Source organism: Herbiconiux sp. (assembly GCF_023264855.1).
Classification (GTDB): domain Bacteria; phylum Actinomycetota; class Actinomycetes; order Actinomycetales; family Microbacteriaceae; genus Herbiconiux.
Genome location: NZ_JAHFUW010000033.1, coordinates 34,068 through 52,215 on the forward strand (window position 1 = coordinate 34,068; position 18,148 = coordinate 52,215).

Here is an 18,148-nt window from a genome sequence, read left to right on the forward strand (position 1 = left end):
GGATCAGCCCTCGGTCAGCGCGGCGACGTAGGCGTCGATGGCCAGCTCGTTGGAGATCGGTCCACCCGCGCCCCACACTCCCGACGGGAACGGGTGCGCTCGATCCTGCTGCACGGCGGGGAGCGAGGTCCAGATCGTGCTCTTCTCGAGCTCGGTCACGTAGCTGTCGGCCGTGTCGTCGTTCGAGAAGAACAGGTTCGCCTCGCCGACCGCGGTGAGACCCTCGATGTCGGTCTGGGCGAGGCCGTAGGCCGGGTCGACGCCGCCGTTGCCGTAGGCCGAGTCGATCTCGTCGGTCCAGGCCGAGGTCAGGCCGAGCTGCTCGCCCAGTGCGGTGAACAGCGCGCCCTTGCCGTACGGACGGATGACGACGTTGCCGCCCTCGATCCAGCCGTCGAAGAACAGGAAGTCGGTCGTCGGCAGCTCGACGGTCGAGACGGTGGCCTTCGCCTCGGCGAGGTGCTCGTCGAACTCGGTCAGCACCTGCTCGGCGCGGTCGGTGCGTCCGGTCGCCTCGGCGATCATCTCGAAGACGCCCTTCATGTTCCCGATCGGGTCGGCGGCGTCCGCACCGATGGTGGCGAGCACGGGCACGCCGCGGCCTTCCAGCTGGGCGATCAGCTCGTCGTCGGCGCTGTAGGACTCGACGATGATCAGGTCGGGGTTGCTGCCGTAGAGCGCGTCCAGGTCGGGCTCTCCGCGGGTGCCCACATCCGTCACGCCCTCAGGGAGCGTCTCCGCCTTCACATAGGTGGCGTAGCCGGCCGCGTCGGAGACGGCCACGGGGGTGACGCACAGCGTGAGGGCATCCTCGATCTGCTGCCACTCGAGCACGGCGATCCGTTCGGCCGGCTTGTCGAGCTCGACCGTGCGGCCGAGGCCGTCGGTGAGTGACACCGGGCCGGTCGCCGTCGTGGTCGTGTCGGCGCTGCAGCTGTCGGAGGTGGGTGCGGCGACGGAGCCGGATGCGGGGTCCGCGACGGCGGTCGTCCCGCAGGCGGTGAGGGTGAGTGCGGCCGCGACGAGCGTGGCGGTCACCGCGGCGAAGCGGGGAGCGGTGGTCATGGGTGTCCTTTCAGGGTGGGGCGGGAGGCGTTGTGCCGGCCTAGGGCGTCGATGCGCAGGCGTCCGGTGCGCGGGTCGACCGCGACCTCGACCGGGATCTCGTAGACGGCGGTGATGTTCTGGGCGGTGAGCACCGAGACCGGATCGCCGGCGGCGTGGATGCGCCCGGCGGCCAGCAGCAGCAGCTCGTCGGCGATGCGCGCCGCGTGATCGAGGTCGTGCAGCACCACCCCGACGGCGACACCGTGGTCGTCGGCCAGTTCGCGCACCAGATCGAGCGTCTCCATCTGGTAGCGCAGGTCGAGGTGATTGGTCGGCTCGTCGAGCAGCAGCACACCGGTCTGCTGGGCCAGACAGGCGCCGAGCCACACGCGCTGCATCTCGCCGCCGGAGAGCTCCCCCACCGAGCGCTCACCCATCTCCTGAACACCGGTCAGCTGCATCGCGTGGTCGATCGCCGCGCGGTCCTCGGCCGACAGGCCGCTGAATCCGCGGCGGTGGGGATGGCGTCCGAAGGCCACCACCTCGCTCACCGTCAGTCCGTGCGGAGCGGGGCGGGACTGGGAGAACAGCGTCACCTCGCGGGCGAACTGCCGCCCGCTGAGAAGGGCGATGTCGCGTTCGACCGCTCCCGCTGCATCCTCGAGCACGATCCGGCCGGCGTCGGTCTTGTGCAGCCGGGCGAGCGAGCGCAGCAGCGTGGACTTGCCACTGCCGTTCGGCCCCACCAGCGCCGTGACCCGGCCGGGCCGGAGTCGCACCGACACCCCGTCGACGACGGTGTGCTTGCCGTAGCCGAGCGTCAGCTCGTCGCCACGGAGGGCGGATCGGGTTTCGGGCATCGAGACGTCATTCGGCTAGGCGACCTTGCAGTAAGGATTGCCTTACCTAAACCAGGTTAACGCGGCAGCGCGCTGGCTGCAATCCGGAACGGTGGACAGAGCATCCACGATTCCGGACATCACGGCTGATCGGCGTACGCCCCGGGTGTGGTGCCCATCACCCGGCGGAAGGCCGCGATGAAGGTGCTCGGATGCCCGTACCCGAGTTGGTCCGACACGGCGTGCACCTCCAGACCCTCGGCCAGCATCGCCAGACCGCGGTGGATGCGCAGCGCCTGGCGCCAGTGCGCGAACGAGAGGCCGGTCGAGCTGCGGAAAGCCCGGGTGATGGTGCGCTCGCTGATCCGGAGCTCCCCCGCCCAGGCCTCGAGATCGCGGTCGTCGCCCGGATCGGCGAGCAGCGCTTCGGCGATGGCGTCGATCCGCGGGTCGCCGGGCAGCTGCAGGGCGAGCTACCGCGCCGAGGGCTCGATCACGTCGAACACGACCGCTTCGGCGCGGGCGCGGGCGGCGCGATCCAGGTCGGCTCTCGCGAGGTGCAGCAGCACCGACTCGAGCACCGCCGTCATCGCGAGCACCGTGGGTGCCGGGAACGCGATCGGCGTGAGAGCCGGGTCGAAGAACGCCGTATGGAAGGCCCGTCCCGCGGGCAGCCTGCCGGCATGCACGACACCGGCGGGAATCCACAGGCCGCCTCCGTCGGACACCGTGAACACCCTGTCCTGCACGCGCGCGGTCAGCGCCCCGCCGCGCACCCAGACCAGCTCGTGCGCCGGGTGCGTGTGCGGAGACCACTCGACCGGCGCCGCGGGCGTCTCCGACTCGGCGACGATGGCGAACCCCTCGCGCAGTTCGGCCGGTGACGCGGCCCCGGGCCGCACCTCGGTTCCCGGCTCCCGCGGCCACGCACCCGACCCCGGCACTCCGGCCGCAGGTCCCCCTGCTCGCGCCGCGGTCATGCCGACGAGTCTATGACGGAGCGAGCCGCGCGTCAGGAGCGCAGGATGGAGGTCATCTTCTTACCACGGGCGACCTCGTCGACGAGCAGGTCGAGGTAGCGCACCTTCTGCATCAGCGGGTCGTCGATCTCCTCGACCCGGATGCCGCAGATGCGGCCCTTGATCAGCTCGGCGTTGGGATTGAAGGCGGGAGCATCCGCGAAGAAGTCCTCGAACGTGACTTCGTCGGCCAGCACCTTCGCCAGGCCGGCATCGTCGTAGCCGGTGAGCCAGCGGGTCACCTCGTCGACCTCGGCCTTGGTGTGGCCCTTGCGCTCGGCCTTGGCGAGGTAGTGCGGGTAGACGGCCGCCACGGGCGTTCCGAAGATCCGATGTCCTGCCATCCGACGCCTCACTCCCAGTCGCGGTTCGTGTCTCTAGGATATCAAGTCGCCTCACTTCGAACATTGACAGTTAGATGTCTAACGATTAGAGTTCTGAACATGAAAGAACCGGACTTCACCACCTCCCTCGAACTGCTGCGCTGGATCGGCTGGGCGCAGCGCAAGGCGGGCGAAGACTGGATCCGGGAGCGCGACCTCAGCCACGAGCAGAGCTTCGTGCTCGGCTACCTGACCCAGAACCCCGGCGCGATCCAGCGCGACATCGCCGCGATGACCCGCACGAGCGCGGCCAGCGTCTCGAGCCTCCTGCAGGGGCTCGAGCGGCGGGGCCTGGTCGAACGGCGAGCGGATGGCGAGAGCGCGCGCATCAAACGCGTCTACGCCACCCGGGCCGGCGTCGAGCTCATCTCCGGGTTCGACACCGCGATGGCCGGCACCGAGGAGGTCATCCTCGCACCGCTCAGCCCCGAGGAGCGGGCCACCCTGCACGACCTGCTGACCAAGATCACGAGCGTCATGCCGCGACCGACCCGGTAACCGGGCACCCCGCCCCTCTCCCCCGAGATCGCGTTCTCCACCCCTCGCCGTGCCGGCGCTCGCCGGCGCGCGCTCGAGCCTGCCCGGAAAGGAGCAGTCATGAGCACCACGAACCCCGAAACCTCCGGTACCGACACCCCGGGTACCAACCGCTGGTACCTCTCCGCCGCCCCGATCGTGCGGGCCCTCGTGCACCTGTGCGTGCCGATGGCCGCCGCCATGATCGTGGGCGCCGTCTACAACGTCATCAACGCCGGCTTCATCGGCTCGCTGCACGATTCCACCCTGCTCGCCGCGATCACCTTCGGCACTCCGCTGCTCGGTCTCGTGATGGCGGTCGGCGGGGTGTTCGGCGTCGGTGGCGGAGCGCTCATCTCGCGCCTGCTCGGCGCCTCCGAGCACGAACCCGCCCAGGCCGCTGAGATCAAGCGCGTCTCCTCGTTCGCGCTCTGGGGGTCGATCATCACGGGGGCGATCCTCGGTGCACTGGGACTGCTGTTCCTGCATCCGCTCGTCGCCCTGCTGGGAGCGGATGCGGCCGCCGTGCCGGCGACCGGCGCCTACGTGGGCGTGATGCTCGCCTTCGTGCCGGTGCTCGCCGCCGCGTTCTGCCTCGAGCAGATCGTGCGGGCCGAGGGCGCGGCCCGCCAGGTGATGATCGGGCTGATCGCCTCCACGGTCGCGAACGTCGTGTTCGACGTGCTGTTCATCCTGGTGCTGCACTGGGGGGTGGCCGGTGCGGCCCTGGCCCTGGGCCTGGCGAACCTCGGCGTGGTGCTCTACTTCGCCGTGTGGCTGCACCGGCACAGCGAGCACGTGAGCCTCGCGCCGCGCTGGTTCACCCTGTCGCCCGCCGTGCTGAAGCCCGTCTTCGGTGTCGGCTCGGGCGAACTGCTGCAGGCATCCTTCCTGATCGTGACCTCGCTCGTGCTGAACAACCTGGCGGCGGCCTACGGCGACGCCGCGCTGGCCGCCATGGGCGTGGCGGTGCGGATCGCCCAGGTTCCCGAGTTCCTCGTGATGGGGGTGACCCTCGGCATCCTGCCCCTGCTCGCCTACTCGTACGGCAAGGGCGACCGCGCCCGGCTGTACTCGGCGGTGCGGGTGTCGGCGATCACGGTGGGCGGGATCGTGCTGATCTCGGCCGGCGCCGTGTTCGCCTTCCGCGACCAGGTGTTCTCGGCCTTCGTGGCCGACCCCTCGGTGCTGGCGATCGGCGTGACCATCCTCACCGCGCAGCTCGTGGCGATGATCGTGAACGGCTTCGCCGGCCTCCTCACCTCGTTCTTCCAGGCCACCGGCCGCGCGGTGCCGGCGATCGTGATGTCGATGGCGCAGGGCGTGCTGTTCATCCCGATCGTGCTGCTCGGCAACCTCTGGTTCGGCCTCGCCGGAATCATCTGGTCGCTGACGGTCTCGGAGACCCTCGTCTTCGTCGTCGGCCTCGCGATCTGGTTCGCCACCCGCCGCGCCATCGACCGCGGCCTCGCCGAGGGCACCGCCGAGCGTGCCGAGGCCGCCCTCGCGGAGGCACCCGCCCCTGCCTGACGCCCACCCGCCCTGGCTGCCGGGTAGCGCGATCACGTGGACATCCCGCTCTTCGCACGCCATCGGCGACCTGGATGCTCGCATTCCCCGAGCGGCATGCGCTCGGGGATAGCGTGAGCGCACGATTCGGCACGAGCAGGAGGGAGCCCCTATGGATGCGCTCGAGATCACGCGACAGTACCTCGACCTGAGCAGCCCGCATGTGGCGGATGCGCTGGTGCGGCTGGGCGTGCCGGTGCGGGTGGGTCCGCCGCAGGTGCGTGCGGTCACCGCCGGTACCCACCTGGTCGGCCGCGCTCGGCCGGCGCGGCACTACGGCAGTGTCGACGTGTTCCTCGAAGCGCTCGAACGGTCGGCTCCGGGCGAGGTGCTCGTCGTCGACAACGGCGGGCGCACCGACGAGGCCTGCGTCGGCGACCTCATCACGCTCGAGGTGCAGCAGGCGGGGCTCGCCGGCATCGTGATCGACGGACTGCACCGGGACACCCCCGAGCTGCGCCGCATCGGGCTGCCCGTGTTCAGTTCGGGAACGTGCCCGGCGGGGCCTCAGCGGCTCGATGCCCAAGATGCCGACGCGCTCGTCTCCGCGCGGATCGGCGAGCACCTGGTCACCGAAGACGACCTCGTGATCGGCGACGACGACGGCGTGATCGTCGTTCCGCTGGCGCGCGCCGTGGAGGTGGCCGCGCTGGCCGCCGCCATCCGCGACACCGAGCGGCTGCAGGCCGCGCAGCAGCTGCAGGGTACCGGCCTGCGCGAGCAGCTGCGGTTCAGCGACTTCCTGCGGCTGCGCGAGACCGAGGGCACGACGTTCCGGCAGCATCTGCGTGCGCTCGGCGGTGCGATCGAGGAGTGACCGGCTCGCTCAGATCACGGGAGCCGGCACGATCGAAGCGGCCGCGCGCCGCTTCGCGCGGCGGCGCCGCACGGCGAGCAGCACGCCGAGCACCGGCAGCCCCAGCAGGTAGACCCAGAACACGACGATTCCGGCGACCCGCACGCCCGACGCCACGGCCAGACCGCTCTCGGCCGACTGCACGGTCTGCTCGGTGACCTCCGCCACGCTGCCCACCGGACCGTGGGCCACCGCGTGCGGCGGGTCGTCGAGCACGATCAGGAACGACAGCTCGGCCGGGTGATCCTCCGACGGCGGAAAGCCCCAGTGCTCGTCGCCGCCGACGGTGACGATCTCGCCGGCGCCGCCCGCGGCATCCGGGACCGTCACCTCGTACTGCCCGGTGTTCACCGGCAGGCCCGCGTTGGTCTCCACGCCCACGAACTCTCCGGTGAGCACGACGCTGCGCCCCACCGCGTTCTGCTGGAACGCCAGGCTCTCGGCCGCGTCGTCCTCCGCCCCCGCGAAGAGCGTGAGCGACAACAGCGCCGGCACGAACAGCACCCCGAAGATCAGCCACACCGGCCACGAGCGAGGCGGCAGACGGCGGGCGTCCGCACGTCCGACGGCGGAGACCTGGGCGGGGAGAGGTGGCAGGGACACGGTATCGACTCCAAGCAGAGCATCACGGCAGAGCATCCCGGCGGCGCGGTGCTCCGATCCCAGACTAGGTCGATCCACCCGAATCGGTGGTTCCCCGCGAACGGATGCGGCCGGCGGCCTCGCTACCGTCGACGCATGAGCGCAGATCCGAGCCTTTCCCCCGTCTCCCGTCGCGCCGTCCTGCGAACCGCCGCCTGGGCGGCACCGGTCGTGGCACTGGCCGCAGCGGCTCCCGCGGCAGCAGCCAGTGGGGCGACCACCTTCGCGCTCGCCCTGGGGCAGAATCCGCTCGTGATCCCGGCGCCGGCTCCGGTCTCCACCACCACCCTGAGCGTGCAGAACATCGGCGCGAGCACGGCATCCGGGCCCGTCGACGTCGTCATCTCGGGCATGGCTCCCGACGGCTTCACGGTCGGCGCCGTCCCCGGCAGCGGCTGGAGCAATACCGGCGGCACCAGCGACGACGAGCTCTCCTTCACCTGGAACGGCACCCTCGATCCGGGTGGGTCCAACGCGTTCTTCCTGGTCATCCAGTACCACGGCTCGAGCCCCCGTCCGGTCAGCGGGTCCCTGCTCATCACCCCGACCGATCCCGGCATCGACGCCGTCCTCCTGCAGATCCAGATGCCCGCCGACGCGACCTGACACCATAGAGGCTTGACGTGACACCACAGTGGTGTCACACTGGTGTCATGGACATCGGACAGTACGCCACCGAGCTGCAGCGCCAGCTGCTCGACTCGGCGGAACACGGATCGGCCGACACCCGCGCGGTGGCCGAGCGACTCGCGGCCGGCCTGGATGCGGCGACCCGGCTCGTGCTGCTCGACGCCCTGGCCGCCGCCGCCGGCGAGATCACCCGGGAGCTCGCTCCCGGGTCGGTCGAACTTCGGCTGCGCGGCCGGCGCGAGGTCGACTTCGCGATCGCCCTGCCGGCCGTCGAGGCCGAAGGTGACGACCGCGCTGCCGTCCCCGCCGAGCTCGACGACACCAGCACCTCACGCACGACCCTCCGTCTGCCCGACGCCCTCAAGGCGCGGGTCGACGAGGCGGCAGCCGCCGACGGGCTGTCGGTCAACACCTGGCTCGTGCGGGCGGTCTCCTCCGCCCTCCAACCCAAGCAGCGCCGCTCGGCGCAACGCTCCCTCCGCACCGGCGACGACTTCGCCGGCTGGGCACGCTAGCCGGCCACCCGGCCGGGGCACCCGCCTCACTCCCCCATCCGCTCTCCGCACCGCGACCGCGCGGCGGGTCACGAGCGCGCCTTCGAACAGCTCTGGCCGCCGCATCCGTTCCCGCAGCACTCCGCGCACCATTCACCCCAGCACTCCGAAAGGGAGGCGTCAGCATGCCCGAATACAGCACCCCCGAACCGATCGACCTGGCCGTCAACCTCCAGGTCGGCGCCCTCGACATCATCGCGAGCGACCGCCCCGACACGGTCGTCACGGTCGCTCCCACCAACCCGGGCAAGGCCGTCGACCGCCGCGGGGCCGAGGAGACGAAGGTCGAGTTCGACGGCCGGCGCCTCACCGTCACGGGTCCGAAGCCCCGGCTCAGCTGGATCGGCCCCACCGAGTCGGTCGACCTGCGCATCGAGTTGCCGGCCGGCTCGCGCCTCACCGCCGAGATCGCGGTCGGCGCCGTGCGCTCCACCGGGCGTCTCGGCGCCACCCGTATCAAAGCCTCGATGGGCCCGGTCGAACTCGAGGCCACGGGCGACCTCTGGCTGCGCGCCGGCCACGGCAACGCCTCGGTCGACACCATCGCAGGTGGCGCCGAGATCACCGCCGACCACGGCCAGCTCCGGATCGGCGCACTCGCGGGCGACGCGCTGCTCAAGGCCTCGCACGGCTCCATCCAGCTCGGCGAGACCGGCGGCGAGGTCGAGGCGAAGCTCTCCTACGGCGACCTCGAGATCACCCGGGCACTCGGCTCCGTCACGGCGAAGACCGCCTACGGCAGCATCCAACTGCGCGAGGTGTCGAGCGGATCGGTGCAGCTGGAGAGCGGATTCGGCCAGGTCACCGTCGGCATCCGCCCCGGCGTGCCGGCCTGGCTCGACCTGTCGTCGAAGGAGGGCCACGTGCGCAACGAGCTCGACGGCGACACCGCCGCTCCCGCTCCCACCGAGGAGACGGTCGCCGTGCGCGCCCGCACCCAGTACGGCGACATCACCGTGCGCCGCGCCCCGGCCCGCGCGCAGCTCTGACGCGCCCGCCCCGACACCCGCCTGAACATGCCCGCCCGCCCGTCCGCCCGACGCCTGACGCCCGACCGACCGACGACGACCCGCCTGAGAAGGGACACACCATGACCACCCCGGCCATCCGCCTCGACCGCATCCGCAAGTCGTACGGCACGCAGCTCGTGCTCGACGACGTCGACCTCACCGTGCCCGCCGGCACCGTGACCGCCCTGCTCGGCCCCAACGGGGCGGGCAAGACCACCACCGTGCACATCCTCTCCACCCTGGTGCGAGCGGATGCCGGCTCCGCATCCGTAGCCGGCTGCGACGTGGCGCACGACCCCGAGGGCGTGCGCGCCGCGATCGGGCTCACCGGACAGTTCTCGGCCGTCGACACACTGCTCACCGGCGAGGAGAACCTGCTGCTGATGGCGCGGCTGCGGCACCTCGGCGCCCGGCGCGCGAAGGCCAGGGCGGCCGGGCTGCTCGAGCAGTTCGACCTCGCCGATGCCGCCAAGAAGCCGCTCTCGACCTACTCGGGCGGCATGCGCCGCCGCCTCGACCTCGCCATGACGCTGGTCACGGCGCCCCGCGTCATCTTCCTCGACGAGCCCACCACGGGCCTGGATCCGCGCAGCCGTCACACCATGTGGGAGATCGTGCGCGGTCTCGTGGCCGAGGGAACGACCGTGCTGCTCACCACGCAGTACCTCGACGAGGCCGACGAGCTCGCCGACCGCATCGCCGTGCTCGACGGCGGCCGCATCGTGGCCGAGGGCACCCCCGACGAACTCAAGCGCCGCATCCCCGGCGGTCACCTCGAACTGCGATTCGCGGATGCCGCACTGCTCGACGCCGGAGCCCGCCTGCTCGAGACGGCCGGCCGCGACGACACCGCGCTCGCGCTGACCGTGCCCTCCGACGGCGGCGTCGCCGGTCTGCGCGGCGTGCTCAACCGCCTCGCCGACGCCGACGTCGCCGTGCTCGACGTCAGCATCCACACGCCCGATCTCGACGACGTGTTCTTCGCGCTCACCGGCAGCACGGCCACCGCAGGCCGAGCCGGCTCCCCCGACGACCAGGAAGGAACCGCATCATGACCGCTCTCACCGACACCCGACCTCCAGCCCCCGGCCCGGCACCGATCCCACCGGGCGGGCCGCACTCCTCGCACGTGCTGGCCGACTCGGCCACCATGCTGCGGCGCAACCTGCTGCACCTCATCCGCTACCCCGGGCTCTCGGTGTTCACGATCCTCGGCCCGGTGGTGATGCTGCTGCTGTTCGTGTTCGTATTCGGCGGCACGCTCGGCGCCGGACTGCCCGGGGGCGGGCCGTCCGACGGGCGCGAGGCCTATCTCGCCTACGTGATGCCCGGCATCCTCGCCATCACGATCGCCGGCAGCGCCGGCGGCATCGCCACCACGGTGGCCATGGACATGACCGAGGGCATCACGGCCCGGTTCCGCTCCATGGCCATCTCGCGGGCGGCCGTGCTGGCCGGCCATGTGCTCGGCAACACCATCCAGGCGCTGATCGCCGTGGTGCTCGTGCTGGGCGTCGGCCTGGCCATCGGATTCCGGCCGACCGCCGGACCGGCCGAGTGGCTCGCCGCCGCCGGCATCCTGACCCTGATCGCCTTCGCGATCAGCTGGCTGGGTGTGGCGATGGGCATGCAGGCCCGGTCGGTGGAGACGGCCAGCAATCTCCCCCTGGTGCTGCTGTTCCTGCCGTTCCTCGGCAGCGGCTTCGTGCCGACCGACTCGATGCCCGGATGGCTGCAGGGCTTCGCGCAGTATCAGCCGTTCACGCCGTTCATCGAGACGATCCGCGCGCTGCTGCTCGGCACGCCGCTCGGCTCGAGCGCCCTCTGGGCGATCGGCTGGTGCGTGGTGCTGATCGTCGTCGGCTACGCCTGGGCCCGCGCCCTGTACGAGCGCCGCTCGGTGCGCTGATCCGGGCTTCCCCGGGTCGGTTCAGCCGGCGCGACCGGCCAGTGCCGGGTACAGGGCCTCGAGCGGTCCGGAGAGGGCGCTCTTCACGTCGCGGCTCACCTGATCGGCGAGCACCTCGTGGTCGCCGGCCGCCACCGCGTCCCAGATGGTCGCCACGATGAGGGCGGGGTCGTTCTTCTCGGTGTCGAGGTGCGCGATCATCGGGGTGTCGGTGTAGCCGAGGTGGGCGCCGACCACGAGCGTGCCCTGCGGCGCCAGCTCGAGCCGCAGCGAGTTGGTGATCGACCACAGCGCCGCCTTCGACGCCGAATACCCGCCCGCCAGGGCGAGCCAGCTGAGCACCGAGTGCACGTCCACCAGCGCCCCGCCGCCGTTCGCGGCCAGCGCGGGTGCGAAGGCCTTGGCCACGCGCAGGGCACCGAAGACGTTGGTCGCGAAGACGGCTTCCACCTCCTCGACCGGGGTGGCGAGCAGAGCGCCCGATCCCCCGACCCCGGCGTTGTTGACGACGACCGAGACGTCGCCGGCCGCAGTCACCGCCGCCCGCACGCTCGCCTCGCTGGTCACGTCCAGCACCAGCGGAACCACTCGCGCATCCGTCCACTCCCGCGGGCTGCGAGCACTGGCGTACACCTTCGCCGCGCCGCGCTCGAGCGCCTGGCGCACGAACTCGCCGCCGAGTCCCCCGTTCGCTCCGGTGACGAGAACCGTACTGCCGTCGATCTGCATGGCGTCTCCTGGTGAGTCGTGGCCCGCTGCTCGGCGGACCTACTGAATTCGTGTTCCGAACCTAGCATGCTGGATCTAAGAACTGAACTCAGGTACGATCAACGGATGCTCGGCATCCTCGGCGGCGACGACCGCTGCCCCATCGCCCGTTCCCTCGACGTGCTCGGCGAGAAGTGGAGCCTGATGATCGTGCGCGACTGCCTGGCCGGATCGACGCGGTTCAGCCGCCTGCAGTCGTCGCTCGGCATCCCGCGCGAGGTGCTCACGGCGAGGCTGGCGTCGCTGGTCGAAGGCGGAGTGCTCGAACGGCACACCTACAAGCCCGAGTCGGGCCGATCCCGCGAGGAGTACCTGCTCACCGAAGCCGGCCGCGACCTGGCCGTGGTGCTCCTGGCGCTCGGCGGCTGGGCAGACCGGCATCGGCCGTCGACGCGCGAGCCTCTGCTGCGGTTCGTCGACGACACCGACGGCGAGACGATCGGGGCCGCGGCCGTGCACCGCGACGGCCGCATCGTTCCCCGAGATCGCATCCGGGCTGAGCTCGTGCCCGCTGCGTCCGCCTGACGCGAAAACGGCGCCGCCGCGTCCGTGCGGGCTCGTCAGGGCCACCCCATCAGCGCTTCCGCGTCAGGGCCACCCCATCAGCGCTTCCGCGTCAGTGCCGCCGGCCGATCTGGGCGAGTCGATTCATCCAGCGGAGCAACCGCCGGGTGCCGCGCCGGCCGACCAGGCCCTCGCTCACCGTGGGGAACATCCGGAACGTCAGCTGCGCCACCACGTCGCCCGCGGCCGCGTCGACCTCATCACCCGCGGGCGCCCCGATGGTCTTCACGGCCTGCTTGCGGATGTAGGCGAACAGGATGCGGCCCACGGCCGAGCGCTGCATCTCGCTGATCGCCGTGTCCAGCGTGTAGGCCCCCGGAACCGCGGCCAGGTTCGGCGGAAGCGCCCGCCCGAGCAGCCGCGCGAAGTCGTCGGCAGGAAACCCCCGCTCGACCGAAGGCGAGACGTAGGCTGCTATCCCGCCACCGGCCTGCATAGCGGCGGCCGCGTTCGACGCATCCGCCGGCGAGTTCGTCGCCGCATCCGTCTCACCCGCACCGGCGCCGGCACCGGCGCCGGTGTCCACCGCCTCCAGGGTGATCGATCGCCGCCAGAGGATGTCCCGGGACGACCTGCCGAGACGCAGCTCGAACGCCCCGGGCTCGAACTCCCACCCGTGCGTGGCGGTGTTCCAGAACGAGAAGTCCCGCGGTGTCAGCTGCAGCACCACGTCACCGGAGCCGCCGGCTTCGAGCGTCACCTTGGCGAACCCGCGCAGTTCCTGTTCGGGTCGGAACACCGAGCTGACCGGGTCGTGCACGTACAGCTGCACCACCTCCGATCCACCCCGATCGCCCGTGTTGGTGACCGTCAGCCGCACCTCGATCCCCGCCGAGTCGTCGCTCACGACCGTCGGCTCCGACCAGGAGAAGCTCGTGTACGACAGTCCATGCCCGAACGGGAAGGCAACCCGCTCCCCCACCGAATCGAAGTAGCGGTACCCCACGTAGACGCTCTCGCGGTACTCCGCGGTCGCCGGTCCGTTGTGCAGCCGGGAGGCCGGATGCTCGGCGTAGAGCGCGGGGAAGGTCTCGGCCAGCCGGCCCCCCGGTTCCGTCCCGCCGAGCAGCACCTCCGCCATCGCACTGCCGCCCGCCTGACCGCCCAGGTACCCCTCCACGATGGCCGGAACGCGTTCCCGCCAGGGCAGCTCGACGGGCGAGCCGTTCTGCAGCACCACCACGGTGTTCGGGTTGACGGCCACGACGGCGTCGACCAGCCGATCGTGCGCTTCGGGCAACCTCAGGTGTTCCCGGTCCACCCCCTCGGTCTCGAACGTCTCCGGCAGCCCCACCACCACGATCGCGACCTCCGCGCCCCGGGCGAGCGCGACGGCCTCGGCGAGCTGCTCCGCGGTCGAGTCGTGCCGGGTGCGGTCGTAGCCGGGCGCATAGCCGACCATCGGCTCGCCCGACGGCACATCACCCGCGCCCAGAGCATCCGCAGCACCCGCGACCGCCCCGCCCGCAGCGGCCCCGCCCGCACCCGCGTCATCCGCCACCACACCGCCGGCACCCGCCACCGCACCACCGGCACCCGTGCCATCCGCCACCACACCGCCGCCACCCGCGTCATCCGCACCGGGCCTACCCACACTCGCCGGCAGCGCCGCGCGCAACGCATCGAGCAGCGTGTCCACGCGCGTCGGCACCACGTGCGAGCTGCCCGCGCCCTGGAACCGCGGCTCCTCGGCGAGGGCCCCGATCAGCGCCACGCGGGCGCCCACCCCCGGTACGCTCACCCCCGGCACGGAGAGGGGCAGCACACCCCCGTCGTTCTTCAGCAGCACCGTGCCGCCCGCCGCGGCTCGCCGGGCCAGCCGATGGTGCTCGGCGTGATCCGGTTGCTCCGCACCGCCGGCCGCCGCCGCCCCGTGCCGGTGCACCAGCTCGACGATTCGTCGCGCCGACTCCTCGAGCGCCTCCCTCGGAAGCCGCCCCGACCGCGTGGCCTCGAGCACGTAGCGGTCGTCGCCGCGCCCGAGCCCGGGCATCGCGAGGTCGCTGCCCGCCGGGATCGACACCGTGCGGTCCCAGGTGGCGCCCCAGTCCGACACCACCACGCCGTCGAAGCCCCACTCCTCCCTCAGCACGCCGTTCAGCAGCCAGGGATTCTCGCTGCAGTGCTCACCGTTCAGCCGGTTGTAGGCGGCCATCACGGTCGCCGGATGCTCGTTCCGCACGATCGGCTCGAAGCTCGCCAGGTACAGCTCCCGCAAGGCCCGCTCGTCCACGATCGCGTCGATCCCGTAGCGCCGGGACTCGGTGTTGTTGGCGGCCAGGTGCTTGAGCGAGGCGCCGACCCCGGTGCTCTGCACGCCCCGCACCCAGGCGGCGCCCATCCGCGACGAGACGGCGGGGTCTTCGGAGAAGTACTCGAAGTTACGGCCGCCGATGGGCGTGCGCTTCAGATTCACGCCGGGCCCGAGCAACACCGCGACGCCGTGAGCGGCCGCCTCCCGCCCGAGAGCGACGCCGATCTCGCGCACGAGCTCCGGATCCCAGCTCGCACCGAGCGCTGCGGCTGTGGGGAAGCAGGTGGCCGGATGCGAGTCGAACATCGACATGCCCGAGCCGTCGTGCGGCTTGCGTACCCCGTGCGGTCCGTCGCCGAGCCGGATCGAGGGGATGCCGAGCCGCGGCACGGCGGTGGTCGTCCAGGCGTCCGCCCCGGCGGTGAGCGCCACCTTCTCGGCGTCGCTCAGCCGCGCGACGAGTTCGGCGGGGGTCATCTCGGTCATGTCCGTCCATCGTAGAACTCCCACGCTCTGCCAGACTGACGGTATCGATCGCGCCGCACCGCATCATCCGCGGCCGTCGCCGTTGCCCCACCGATACCGACCCGAACCGACTCCGCCCACCCAGAGCCGAAGGACGCCGCCGTGACCGACTCCCCCACTCCTCCCACCGTCTCGATCGTCATCCCCGCCTACAACGAAGAGGCCGGCATCCGGCACTGCCTGGTGGCCGCGATCGAGCAGACGGTGGCCGCCCACGAGATCATCGTGGTCGACAACAAGTCCACTGACGGCACGCGTGCGGCCGTCGAGGCGATGCAGGCGGCGTTCCCGGACGCGAACATCCGCATCGTGGTGCAGGATGCCGAGCAGGGCATCACCCCCACCCGCAACGCGGGCTTCGACGCGGCGACCGGCACGGTGATCGGCCGCATCGACGCCGACTCGGCGCTGTCGGCGAACTGGGTCGAACAGGTGCAGCTCGCGTTCGCCACGGGCGACTTCGTGGCCGCCAGCGGCCCGGTCGAGTACTACGACATGCCGATGCGCGCCTTCGGCCACCACGCCGACGACACCTTCCGCAAGCTGCAGGTGAAGCTGGCCGGCAAGTACGTCTTCCTGTTCGGCACCAACATGGCCATCACCAAGGAGGCCTGGCTGGCCGTGCGCGACGACGTCTGCCCCGACCGCGAAGACCTGATGCACGAAGACATCGACCTCGCCGTGCACCTCGCCCTGAAGGGCCTGAAGATCGGCTACGTCTCGGCGATGGTGGTCGGCATGTCGGCCCGGCGCCTCGACTCCGCGCCGAAGGACTACCTCTACTACGTCGAGCGCTTCAAGCGCACCTACGACGCCCACGGCATCCGGGATCTGCGCCTGCTCGCCCCCATGGCGGTGTTCCTCGGCATCTACCCCGCCCTGCACGCCGGCCGCCGCCTCACCGAGCGCCGCACCGCCCAGCAGTGGGGCGGCGTGCCGAAGTCGGTCGCGGCCGCCGACGCCGACTGATCGGCCACCGGGGGTCGCTTGCACAGGCGCGCCCGTTGCGCAAGCGGGCGGCGGATGCCGTGGTCGGGTCCAGGCTGTGAGTCGGGTCATCGAGGGGACAGCCGTATGCACAGCGATCGCCGCATCCTCTCGCGCGGCCGGGCGTTCCGGGCGATCAGCTCGGTGCTCCCAGATGCGCCCGTGGTGGTGCTGCTGCACGGCATCGGCGCCTCGCACCGTTATCTGAGCCATCTGCACGCCGAGCTGACGCGCACGTGCACCGTCCACTCCGTCGATCTGCCCGGCTTCGGCGGCCTGCCCAAGTCCGCCCAGGCTCCGGATGTGCCCGACATGGCCGGCGCCCTCGCCCGCGTGCTCGACCGCCTCGGCGCACGGGACGCGGTCGTCGTCGGCCACTCGATGGGTGCTCAGTGGGTGGTGGAGACCGCCGTGCAGCGCCCGGATCTCGCCCGGGCGGTCGTCGCGATCGGGCCGGTCTCCGATCGCGAGCACCGGTCGCTGCGGGCGCAGGGGGCCGCTCTAGCCCTGGACATCCTCGGCGAGCCGCCCCGTGTGAACACCGTCGTCTTCGCGGACTACCTGCGCTGCGGGCCGGTGTACTTCCTGCGTGAGGCGCGCCCGATGATCCGCTATCCGATCGAAGACCGCATCCGCGAGCTCGCCGCGCCGTTGCTGGTCATCCGGGGCGGCGACGACCCGATCGCCGGCCCCGCTTGGTGCGCACTGCTGAGCGAACGGGCCGTGCGGGGCACGCTCGTCGAGGTGCCCGGTCACCGGCACGTCGTGCAGCACACGGCTCCGCGCGAGGTCGCGGCCGCCGTCCGCACGCTGATGTCCACGATCCCCGCCGCATCCACCCCACCGAGGAGCGCACGATGAGCCACGAGAAGAACTCCGGCAAGAAGAAGTACCGTGACGCGAACGCACATCCGCGCCCCCGGATGCCCAAGCGCGCCTACGAGAAAGAACTCCGCCGCCTGCAGATCGAGCTGGTGAGCCTGCAGCAGTGGGTGACGGCATCCGGTGCCCGGGTGCTGATCATCTTCGAGGGTCGCGATGCGGCGGGGAAGGGCGGGGCGATCAAGCGGATCATGCAGTACCTCAACCCGCGGACCGCGCGAGTCGTCGCCCTGCCGCAGCCGAGCGAGCGGGAGAAGGGGCAGTGGTATTTCCAGCGCTACATCGAGCGTCTGCCGGCCGCCGGCGAGATCGTGCTGATGGATCGCTCCTGGTACAACCGGGCCGGTGTCGAGCGGGTGATGGGCTACTGCACCGACGAGCAGTACGAGCGTTTCCTGCGGCAGGTTCCGGTGGTCGAGCGGATGCTGGTCGACGACGGCATCATCGTGCTGAAGTACTGGTATTCGGTGAGCGACACCGAGCAGGAGAAGCGCTTCCGCCGTCGCCTGAACGACCCGATGCGCCGCTGGAAGCTCTCCTCCACCGACCTGCTGTCGATCACCCGATGGGAGGACTACTCCCGGGCGAAAGACGCCATGTTCGAGCGCACCGACATCGACGAGGCCCCCTGGTGGACGATCGAGAGCGACGACAAGCGCTCCTCCCGCATCAACACCATCCATCACCTGCTCAGCCGCATCCCCTACGACCACCTCGACCCCGAGCCCGTCGACTTCCCGGATCGCCCCGGTGCCGTCGACGCCGACCGCCCGCCGCAGAACGGCCACCGCTTCGTCCCCGATCACGCCGCCGCCGTGGCCTGAATCCCGATGTCGGTGGGTGCTGATTGACTTATTCTCATGAAGCAGTCGAGGGTGGTGTTCACCGAAACAGGCGAACGGTCACCGCATCCCGCTCCCGCCCGGGGCCCGCGCCCGGTCGCGCCTGCCTCCAGATCCAGGGTGTCGGGGTTCGGGTCGGTGTTCGCGCACCCATCCCTGCGGGACCGGCTCGACGAGCTTCTCCGGATGCTCCAGGACGACGAGCGGGACATCGCCGCGATAGAGGCTCGGCGGGCCCGGCACCTCGCCGAAGCCGCCGCGATCGCGGATCAGATCGCGTTGGCCGAACCCGGCGACGACGTCGACGGAGCACCCCCACCCCCGGTACGGGCCAGTCTCGGGCGGGACTCGT

20 protein-coding genes are annotated in these 18,148 nt (G+C 71.3%); 12 read left to right on the plus strand and 8 right to left on the minus strand.

Annotated elements, in window-relative coordinates; genetic code table 11:
* Positions 1–3 precede the first annotated feature (3 nt).
* From Q0D75_RS13710 to Q0D75_RS13730, 5 genes are all read right to left on the minus strand, one after another.
* Entirely contained in the window at positions 4–1,065 is a 1,062-nt protein-coding gene (locus tag Q0D75_RS13710; protein WP_291054327.1) for an iron-siderophore ABC transporter substrate-binding protein, read from the minus strand.
* Complete coding sequence (locus Q0D75_RS13715; RefSeq protein WP_291054329.1) at positions 1,062–1,907, minus strand: ABC transporter ATP-binding protein; 846 nt, start codon at positions 1,905–1,907, stop codon at positions 1,062–1,064. Before Q0D75_RS13715 ends, Q0D75_RS13710 begins: the two co-directional genes overlap by 4 nt.
* A 119-nt stretch (positions 1,908–2,026) precedes the next feature.
* Positions 2,027–2,353, minus strand: a complete 327-nt coding sequence (locus Q0D75_RS13720; RefSeq protein WP_366513441.1) for an AraC family transcriptional regulator — start codon at positions 2,351–2,353, stop codon at positions 2,027–2,029.
* 6 nt (positions 2,354–2,359) lie between these two features.
* Complete coding sequence (locus Q0D75_RS13725; protein ID WP_291054331.1) at positions 2,360–2,866, minus strand: AraC family ligand binding domain-containing protein; 507 nt, start codon at positions 2,864–2,866, stop codon at positions 2,360–2,362.
* A 32-nt stretch (positions 2,867–2,898) separates the two neighbouring features.
* Positions 2,899–3,249 carry a DUF2200 domain-containing protein gene (locus tag Q0D75_RS13730; RefSeq protein WP_291054333.1) on the minus strand — a complete coding sequence of 117 codons (351 nt, stop codon included), beginning with the start codon at positions 3,247–3,249 and terminating at the stop codon, positions 2,899–2,901.
* 99 nt (positions 3,250–3,348) lie between these two features.
* Here Q0D75_RS13730 and Q0D75_RS13735 point away from each other — a divergent pair, with 99 nt between their 5' ends.
* From Q0D75_RS13735 to Q0D75_RS13745, 3 genes are all read left to right on the plus strand, one after another.
* A complete protein-coding gene (locus Q0D75_RS13735) occupies positions 3,349–3,786 on the plus strand; it encodes a MarR family transcriptional regulator (protein ID WP_291054335.1) in 438 nt (145 codons plus the stop codon).
* Between the two features lie 99 nt (positions 3,787–3,885).
* Positions 3,886–5,334 (plus strand): MATE family efflux transporter, encoded by a 1,449-nt coding sequence (locus tag Q0D75_RS13740; RefSeq protein ID WP_291054337.1) that lies wholly within the window; start codon positions 3,886–3,888, stop codon positions 5,332–5,334.
* Positions 5,335–5,485: 151 nt separating this feature from the next.
* Entirely contained in the window at positions 5,486–6,190 is a 705-nt protein-coding gene (locus Q0D75_RS13745) for an RraA family protein (RefSeq protein ID WP_291054339.1), read from the plus strand.
* Positions 6,191–6,199: 9 nt separating this feature from the next.
* Here the strand turns inward: Q0D75_RS13745 and Q0D75_RS13750 are convergent, their stop codons facing one another.
* A complete protein-coding gene (locus Q0D75_RS13750) occupies positions 6,200–6,832 on the minus strand; it encodes a hypothetical protein (RefSeq protein ID WP_291054341.1) in 633 nt (210 codons plus the stop codon).
* Between the two features lie 135 nt (positions 6,833–6,967).
* Between Q0D75_RS13750 and Q0D75_RS13755 the strand changes: the two genes are divergently transcribed.
* From Q0D75_RS13755 to Q0D75_RS13775, 5 genes are all read left to right on the plus strand, one after another.
* Entirely contained in the window at positions 6,968–7,477 is a 510-nt protein-coding gene (locus Q0D75_RS13755) for a hypothetical protein (RefSeq protein WP_291054343.1), read from the plus strand.
* Between the two features lie 47 nt (positions 7,478–7,524).
* Positions 7,525–8,016 carry a toxin-antitoxin system HicB family antitoxin gene (locus tag Q0D75_RS13760; protein ID WP_291054345.1) on the plus strand — a complete coding sequence of 164 codons (492 nt, stop codon included), beginning with the start codon at positions 7,525–7,527 and terminating at the stop codon, positions 8,014–8,016.
* 164 nt (positions 8,017–8,180) lie between these two features.
* Entirely contained in the window at positions 8,181–9,044 is an 864-nt protein-coding gene (locus tag Q0D75_RS13765; RefSeq protein ID WP_291054347.1) for a DUF4097 family beta strand repeat-containing protein, read from the plus strand.
* Between the two features lie 101 nt (positions 9,045–9,145).
* On the plus strand, positions 9,146–10,120 hold the full coding sequence (locus tag Q0D75_RS13770; protein ID WP_291054349.1) for an ATP-binding cassette domain-containing protein: 975 nt from the start codon (positions 9,146–9,148) through the stop codon (positions 10,118–10,120).
* On the plus strand, positions 10,117–10,974 hold the full coding sequence (locus tag Q0D75_RS13775; protein ID WP_291054351.1) for an ABC transporter permease: 858 nt from the start codon (positions 10,117–10,119) through the stop codon (positions 10,972–10,974). Before Q0D75_RS13770 ends, Q0D75_RS13775 begins: the two co-directional genes overlap by 4 nt.
* A gap of 21 nt (positions 10,975–10,995) precedes the next feature.
* Here Q0D75_RS13775 and Q0D75_RS13780 read toward each other — a convergent pair whose 3' ends face one another.
* Entirely contained in the window at positions 10,996–11,703 is a 708-nt protein-coding gene (locus Q0D75_RS13780; protein ID WP_291054353.1) for an SDR family oxidoreductase, read from the minus strand.
* A 105-nt stretch (positions 11,704–11,808) separates the two neighbouring features.
* Between Q0D75_RS13780 and Q0D75_RS13785 the strand changes: the two genes are divergently transcribed.
* Entirely contained in the window at positions 11,809–12,267 is a 459-nt protein-coding gene (locus Q0D75_RS13785) for a helix-turn-helix domain-containing protein (protein WP_291054355.1), read from the plus strand.
* 91 nt (positions 12,268–12,358) lie between these two features.
* On the opposite strand, the gene Q0D75_RS13790 is transcribed toward Q0D75_RS13785, so the two are convergent.
* Positions 12,359–15,046, minus strand: a complete 2,688-nt coding sequence (locus tag Q0D75_RS13790) for a glycoside hydrolase family 3 C-terminal domain-containing protein (RefSeq protein WP_291054357.1) — start codon at positions 15,044–15,046, stop codon at positions 12,359–12,361.
* A gap of 141 nt (positions 15,047–15,187) precedes the next feature.
* Between Q0D75_RS13790 and Q0D75_RS13795 the strand changes: the two genes are divergently transcribed.
* The 3 genes from Q0D75_RS13795 (at position 15,188) to ppk2 (ending at position 17,778) form a co-directional block, all read left to right on the plus strand.
* The gene (locus tag Q0D75_RS13795; protein ID WP_291054358.1) at positions 15,188–16,054 is read left to right on the plus strand and encodes a glycosyltransferase family 2 protein; all 867 of its coding nucleotides are present in this window, start codon (positions 15,188–15,190) and stop codon (positions 16,052–16,054) included.
* Between the two features lie 105 nt (positions 16,055–16,159).
* Positions 16,160–16,933, plus strand: coding sequence for an alpha/beta hydrolase (locus Q0D75_RS13800; protein ID WP_291054360.1), 774 nt, complete (start codon positions 16,160–16,162; stop codon positions 16,931–16,933).
* A 62-nt stretch (positions 16,934–16,995) separates the two neighbouring features.
* The gene (ppk2, locus tag Q0D75_RS13805; RefSeq protein ID WP_291054368.1) at positions 16,996–17,778 is read left to right on the plus strand and encodes a polyphosphate kinase 2; all 783 of its coding nucleotides are present in this window, start codon (positions 16,996–16,998) and stop codon (positions 17,776–17,778) included.
* Positions 17,779–18,148 lie beyond the last annotated feature (370 nt).